The sequence below is a fragment of the Sedimentitalea todarodis genome (genome assembly GCF_032595355.1).
Taxonomy (GTDB): domain Bacteria; phylum Pseudomonadota; class Alphaproteobacteria; order Rhodobacterales; family Rhodobacteraceae; genus Sedimentitalea; species Sedimentitalea todarodis.
Genome location: NZ_JASMWN010000014.1, coordinates 141,649 through 147,648, shown reverse-complemented (window position 1 = coordinate 147,648; position 6,000 = coordinate 141,649). Strand labels below are relative to the sequence as shown.

At 60.2% G+C, this 6,000-nt stretch carries 7 protein-coding genes; 5 read left to right on the top strand and 2 right to left on the bottom strand.

Annotated elements, in window-relative coordinates; translation table 11 throughout:
- Positions 1 to 172: 172 nt before the first annotated feature.
- Positions 173 to 1,507: an aminotransferase-like domain-containing protein gene (locus tag QO231_RS16860; RefSeq protein ID WP_316779001.1), complete on the bottom strand. Its 1,335-nt coding sequence runs from the start codon at positions 1,505 to 1,507 to the stop codon at positions 173 to 175.
- A gap of 91 nt (positions 1,508 to 1,598) precedes the next feature.
- Between QO231_RS16860 and QO231_RS16855 the strand changes: the two genes are divergently transcribed.
- From QO231_RS16855 to QO231_RS16845, 3 genes are all read left to right on the top strand, one after another.
- Positions 1,599 to 2,765 (top strand): MFS transporter, encoded by a 1,167-nt coding sequence (locus QO231_RS16855; RefSeq protein WP_316778998.1) that lies wholly within the window; start codon positions 1,599 to 1,601, stop codon positions 2,763 to 2,765.
- A gap of 24 nt (positions 2,766 to 2,789) precedes the next feature.
- Positions 2,790 to 3,227, top strand: coding sequence for a DUF3768 domain-containing protein (locus QO231_RS16850; protein WP_316778997.1), 438 nt, complete (start codon positions 2,790 to 2,792; stop codon positions 3,225 to 3,227).
- Positions 3,228 to 3,531: 304 nt separating this feature from the next.
- Positions 3,532 to 3,897 carry a ParB N-terminal domain-containing protein gene (locus tag QO231_RS16845; RefSeq protein WP_316778994.1) on the top strand — a complete coding sequence of 122 codons (366 nt, stop codon included), beginning with the start codon at positions 3,532 to 3,534 and terminating at the stop codon, positions 3,895 to 3,897.
- 143 nt (positions 3,898 to 4,040) lie between these two features.
- Here the strand turns inward: QO231_RS16845 and QO231_RS16840 are convergent, their stop codons facing one another.
- A complete protein-coding gene (locus QO231_RS16840) occupies positions 4,041 to 4,244 on the bottom strand; it encodes a hypothetical protein (protein WP_316778991.1) in 204 nt (67 codons plus the stop codon).
- 654 nt (positions 4,245 to 4,898) lie between these two features.
- Here QO231_RS16840 and QO231_RS16835 point away from each other — a divergent pair.
- The gene (locus QO231_RS16835; RefSeq protein WP_394356612.1) at positions 4,899 to 5,405 is read left to right on the top strand and encodes a cell wall hydrolase; all 507 of its coding nucleotides are present in this window, start codon (positions 4,899 to 4,901) and stop codon (positions 5,403 to 5,405) included.
- Positions 5,406 to 5,624: 219 nt separating this feature from the next.
- Positions 5,625 to 5,852 carry a DUF6429 family protein gene (locus QO231_RS16830; protein ID WP_316778987.1) on the top strand — a complete coding sequence of 76 codons (228 nt, stop codon included), beginning with the start codon at positions 5,625 to 5,627 and terminating at the stop codon, positions 5,850 to 5,852.
- Positions 5,853 to 6,000 lie beyond the last annotated feature (148 nt).

The window sequence follows — 6,000 nt, the reverse complement described above, 5'->3', positions numbered from 1 at the left end:
TGCGACTATGCTGCGTACGGGTGAATTCGGTCCAGGCCATCGTGATCTCCGTTCAGTTTCACAACCAAACAGAATCACAACCTGCTGAATTCACTCAACCCATTTCCGATCAGACACTAAGACACAGTGAGCTTTCGCTACGGCCGCACGAAAGTCAGCTCTCAGAATTCTCTCACCATACCGCAGCCCCCTCGACAGCCTCACGGACTGTCTGGAAAACGCCCTTCAGCTCATCCCGCGGCACGCCACCGAAGGCGAGACGCAAAGCCTGTGGTACTGCAACAGTCGTTGCAAATGGCTCTGCACCGCATACTGAAATGTTCCGCTCCTTCAGGCGTGTGACGATCGGTTCTGCCCGAACTCCCTTTTCGAGCGGCAACCAGGCAAAGCCTGCGTTGCGATGCGACAGGACAGGCGATCTACCCAAAACGGCCCGGCAAAGCTGCTGGCGCTCCGCACCGCCCTGCCGGCGGGTCTCTTCGGAGTTGGCAAGTGTGTCGTCCTCCACCCAGCCCGTGACCAGACCGGAAATCAGCGCCGGGGCGTTCCAGGTCGTCGCCCTGATCGCTTCAAGCAATCTGTCTGTGTGGGTCGCAGGAGCGATCAAGTAACCCAGACGCAACCCTGTCGCGAGGCTTTTGGAAAAGCCCCCTACATAGATCGTTCGTTCCGGCGCGAGAGCGATGAGGCTTGGCGGTGGGTCCGGCTCCAGAAAAGCATAGGCCGCGTCTTCGATGAGCAACAGGTCATGCACGCGCGCGATCTCGATCAGACGCAAGCGTGTCGCCTCATCCATGACCGCACCCAAGGGGTTGTGAACCGTTGGCATCAGATAGACCGCACGTAACTTGCCTGCGCGGCACTGCCTTTCCAGATCGTTCGGGTCCATCACGCCGCGCCTTCCCTCGACTGGAACAAGTTCGAGGCCCTGCAACGCCGCGATGGATCTGAAGCCGGGATAGGTCAGGGTATCAGTTGCAATCCTCTCGCCGCGTCGAAAGAGCCCAAGGGCGATGGTTGCCAGCCCATGCTGGCCGCCTGACGTGACCAGAAGGCACTCGGGGTCGATAGGACCAAGGGTCGAGGCAAGGCTTTCGGCAATGATCCGTCGTTCGTGCGTTCGCCCGCCGTGAGGCTGGTAGCGCAGCATCACTTCAAGGTCGCCCGCCGCCGCAAGTCGCCGCAGGCCCGCCCGCAACATATCCGCGTCGCCCGCGTCCCCCGGCATGTTGAAAACCAGGTCGATGAGGCCATCGCTGGCAGTGTGCCGAATGCCCAGTGTAGGGGGTAATCCGAGGTCTCGCACGAAGGTGCCGCGACCGGCTTCGCCGACGATCATGCCTCTGCGCTCAAGCACCCCATAGGCGCGAGTCGCCGTGGCAAGGGCCACGCCGCACTGTTCGGCGAACGCGCGATGTGTGGGCAGCTTCGTGCCCGGAGCCAGCTTGCCCTCTTGAATTGCCGTCGAGAGCATATCGGCAAGACGTATGTAACGGGCCTTCTCCATATTCTCACTGTATCTAGTACAAAAGAAAAATTGTCATAATTATTATCTCATGCCATTCCGATCTCAAGTCAATCTTAGAGGTCCGCGCCCCATGTCCACACTGATCCCGGTTTCACTGCTCGCCCTTGGTCTTTTCACGGTGACGTTCGCCGTGAACCTTCAGGCTCCGCTCTATGATGCCTATGCGGCGGAAAGTGATGTCGGGGCGACCGCAGTGACAGTCGCGTTTGCGGCCTATGTGGGGGGCCTCATGCCGACACTGTTGCTGCTCGGCGGGTTTTCGGACCGGATCGGGCGACGGGTTCCGATTGCGCTGGCGTTGATCCTGGGCACCTTGGCGACGGGGCTTCTCGTGCAGGCGCCAAGCTGGACAAGTCTTGTCGTCGCGCGCCTCCTGCTCGGGATCGGAACGGGTCTCGCGACGACCGCCGGGACGGCCTACATGACGGAAATTCTCGGCTCGGACCGCGCGAAGAACGCCGCCCTCATCGTGACCTCTGCCACGTCGCTCGGCTTTGGCGGCGGCGCGCTGGCGACCGGTATCAGTCTCGGGGTGCAGGGACCGACGCTCTTGCCCGCCAGCTACATCGCCCTGTTCGTGGCGGCTCCGATCCTCGCCGTGATAGCCCTCGGGCTGCCCCGAATTGACAAGCCCCGACCCGTCTCCCTTCTGCGACTGCCGGTCTTCCCTTCCGGCACATGGATGTTCGGGGCCGCAATGGCACTTGCCTGGTCCACGACCGGCATGACCATCGCGGTCATTCCGCTGGAGCTTGCCGCAAACGACCTCGGTGGGTGGACGGGCCTTGTCATCTTCCTCGCGATCTTCGTGGGGTTTCTCTGCCAACCGCTTGCCCGGCGCATGACCAACGACCGCGCGCTCGCCCTCGGGTTCGTTTTGATCCCGCTCGGCTTTCTCGTTCTTCTGGCCGGTGTGTGGTTGAAGGTTCTGGCATTCGTTCTCGTCGGCACCTGCGTCACCAGCGCGGCGAGCTATGGCTTCACCTATCTCGCCTCACTGGCAGAAGTCTCGTTGCGTGCGCCGGACGACCGGGCGCGGGCGACAGCGGGTCTGTTCGTCTATGCGTATTTCGGGTTCTCGCTTCCCGTGATCGCCAGCGGCGCACTGGCCGATATGCTCGGTCTCCTCTCGGCGATGGCGGTGTTCGCAGCGGTCCAGATCACGGTCACGGCGATCATCGTGATGACGTGGAAACGAGGGGCCGTTCCGCCTGTCGCCGCCTTCGATGCCGGATAGTGCGATGACCGACGCAGAGAATGGATGGCGATTACCGGACTAATGAAGCTGCCATTCGTACGATGCGCAGCATCGGTCAAAGTGGGCTCGCAGTCAGTTTTCGCGGCGCGGAGCCTCAACGCGACTGTCGATGCGGGGATGTCGGCACATCCGCAAAAACAGCTAAATCTCAATTGCATAGTCCGCTATGTCACGGGCCGTACTGTCATGACCGCGAGCCTGGCTGCGAAGGGTGCGGTGTTTATCGCGCTGGCGGCGCAGGCCGTTGCCGGAGATACCAACTTCGCCGAGGACAGCGATCCGTATGGTGATCACGCTTTTGGAGCCGTGACCGTCGCGGGTGAAAAGCTCCTGTGGCAAATCGATCTGTACGACGAACACTACGAGTACGGATCACCGGTCCCGAGCGATCTGCAACAAACCCGTCGCGTCCTGACCATCATGTTTCCATACGATGACTGAACCCGGTTGCGGGGGTCTCCCTGCCCCGCGCCGAGGCAGGCCTGTCGAGCAGGCCATCGGGAAGGGCGGCCAACATTCTTCCCACACCATCGCCACAAACAGAAAGGACGGTGAGACCAACGAGTGAAGATCTGATGAAGCGCCGCTTTGCCGAGGCATGGACGCTTGTCAGAAAGGGCGATGACTTTGGAAGAGAACGCCCTTCCTGATCCAGCGCGGGGTCATCAAAGGCCCCCTCGCCTCAGCCCTGAAAGGCTGGGGTACTTATAACACGAAACTCACCACACGAACAAGGATTGTCCCAATGACAAAGCAATCCAAAATCATCGCAACCGAAGCCCAGTTTCCACTTGCGAAGCTGACGCTATCCCCCATGAACGCCCGGCAGGACGTGTCCCTGGATGATGTGACTGAACTGGCGGAAAGCATCTGGGCTGCTGGTCTCATTCAGAGCATTGCCGGTCTGGCCACCGACACGGGCGGCGTGGAAATCGTCGCGGGTGGACGCCGTTTGCGCGCCCTGAACCATCTCAACGACGCGCATCCCGATCTGGCAAGCCCGATGGTGATGCTGGCCCCCGACCGCGAGACCGCCGAAGCATGGGCCACATGGAGAATGTGGCGCGGCGTGATCTGCACCCCGCCGCCATCGCGCGCGCCTTTGCCGTGACCGAAAAGCACGTCTACGCCACACGGGAACAAAGACGCGGCACCGCTGAACATGCTGGCAAAGGGTCGCCAAAAGAAAGAACCGCGACGGACCCCCGCAAGAAAGAGGGGCGGCGTTTCCGCCGCCCCGGAGCCCGAAGGGCTTCAGACCTGATCACCTCCCTTATCCCTGGGCTGGAAGGCCACCAGCTCGGTCACGGCGACGGGGAAGTCCAGCTTGATCGAGAGGAAGGCCTCGCCAGTTTCGGCCTTGGTGTTTTCGAACACGGCGCCGACGCGGCGGTAGGTGGTCTTTTCCTGGCCGTCTTTCATGTAGGTGACGGGAACGGTGAGGACGTAGTTGGTCATGATCGATTTCCTTTTGTTTCGATGGTTTTGAAAGCGCCGGTCAGGTCAGGCCGGGGCGCAAGCTGAAATCCGGAGGGTCCGCGCAAAGCGTGGAAACCGCATTTCCGCTTGCCGGAGCGAAAGCGGGGGGCACGACCAGGCCGCGACCGGCGATAAACCATCAACGAGAAACAAAGGGGATCAGTCAGGACCCCTTCAACACGTCCCCGAAGTCCGTCTTCGCAATAAGACGGGCAGGAACGCCCTGACGGTGCCGGGCCGTGGGAGTTTGAAAACAGCAGGAACAGCAACCGGAAAGGTAATGACAGATCAAGCTGGATCTTCGATCTGCGGTGAACCGAGCGGGAAAGGTTCCCCGAAAGGAAGCCGATAAATGCGCGGTGATCAGATCAGTATTGCCAAGGTTGGTGGCTCGCGGAAACAACGCCCTATTGCGGGAACGGGGATTGATGTTGTGCGGAGGACGCTGACGCCGTTCGCGGCATTTCCCTGAGGTGAGGATGCCAACGGTTCTGGTCGAGGTTTCCATTCATCGACTGGACACTGCCATGCGTCACAAAGTGAGCGCATAGCTCTTGCCCGCCTCTGGGATTTCTGGAAGACGTCAGCTCAATTACAATCACCCAAAAAGGCAACGTCGGGAAGGTCGTAAGCTTGCCGCATTCCAACACCAAACAACTGATCGCTGCGGTTTCCATCGGCCTTGCGGTTCTGACGGGTTGCAGCAAGTCACCTCCGCCCACAACCGAAGTCGATTGTATGGCGCGTGCGATGTATTTCGAATCAAATCGCTCCAGCCGGGACGGGATGATCGCGGTCGGTAGCATCGTTATGAATCGCGTTCAGTCCGACGCTTTCCCCGACACCGTCTGCGGTGTGGTCAGCCAGAAAAACCAGTTCGCTCCCGGCGTCATGACCAGGGAAATGGAGGGCAGGTCAGCCCTCCTCGCCAAGGTTACAGCCCTTTCGGTTTTGGAAGGAGAGAGGCACCCGAGTACCGCGAACGCTCACTTCTTCCACGCGGCCTCGTATCAAGCGTTCTACGACAATATGCACTATGTCCTGACGACAGGCGGAAACGCCTTTTACGAAAAACGCAGGCCGGAACATGTAACCACCCCGGCACCGCCTCCACCAACCGAAGGAGTAACAGGCGAATGAGACGGTTCCGGCCCCGAGCTGCAATTCATTGCAAAAAACCGACGCCACGTTGCAGCTTTCGCGTTGCGGACATGTGTCACAAGCGGGTCCAATGCGGCAACGACTGCGGCGCAAAGTGACCCGGCAAACTCCGCCACCAGAATCTTCACCCTCAAACCTTGCGCGAATACGCGCTTCGGCATCAGTATGACGACGAGGGAATCTGCCCGAGTGGAAACCATGGAACTGGATAACGACAAACTGGATGCGGCCGCACTGGCCATTCTGAGCCTGACGCTGCACGACGGTCGGCGGGTCTGGAAAGGGATCGACTGGGCGATCACCGACCGGCTCTATGATAAAGGCCTGATCGAGAATCCCGCCGGTCGGGCGAAGTCCCTGGTTCTGACCGAAGAAGGGCTGGCAGAGGCAGAAGCAGTGTTGGCCGGAATGTTCGGCAAAACTTGAACTGTCGTCCGTAAAGGGATTCGCCACTGAATTGCACATTCGTCCGTGCGCCATGGACTACTGGAATGACGCATGTCTGCGGGCCATCGACGCCCCCAAATTCTGGCCAAAACGAACCCTCCAACGGGTCATCAACAGATGGAGACGG

What these genes read in the sequence shown, in the direction of transcription:
- QO231_RS16830 (WP_316778987.1), top strand. Translation starts at nt 5,625, where the DNA reads ATGGAACTGGATAACGACAAACTGGATGCGGCCGCACTGGCCATTCTG.
- QO231_RS16850 (WP_316778997.1), top strand. Translation starts at nt 2,790, where the DNA reads ATGGCGATTACCGGACTAATGAAGCTGCCATTCGTACGATGCGCAGCA.
- QO231_RS16840 (WP_316778991.1), bottom strand. Translation starts at nt 4,244, where the DNA reads ATGACCAACTACGTCCTCACCGTTCCCGTCACCTACATGAAAGACGGC.
- QO231_RS16855 (WP_316778998.1), top strand. Translation starts at nt 1,599, where the DNA reads ATGTCCACACTGATCCCGGTTTCACTGCTCGCCCTTGGTCTTTTCACG.
- QO231_RS16845 (WP_316778994.1), top strand. Translation starts at nt 3,532, where the DNA reads ATGACAAAGCAATCCAAAATCATCGCAACCGAAGCCCAGTTTCCACTT.
- QO231_RS16860 (WP_316779001.1), bottom strand. Translation starts at nt 1,507, where the DNA reads ATGGAGAAGGCCCGTTACATACGTCTTGCCGATATGCTCTCGACGGCA.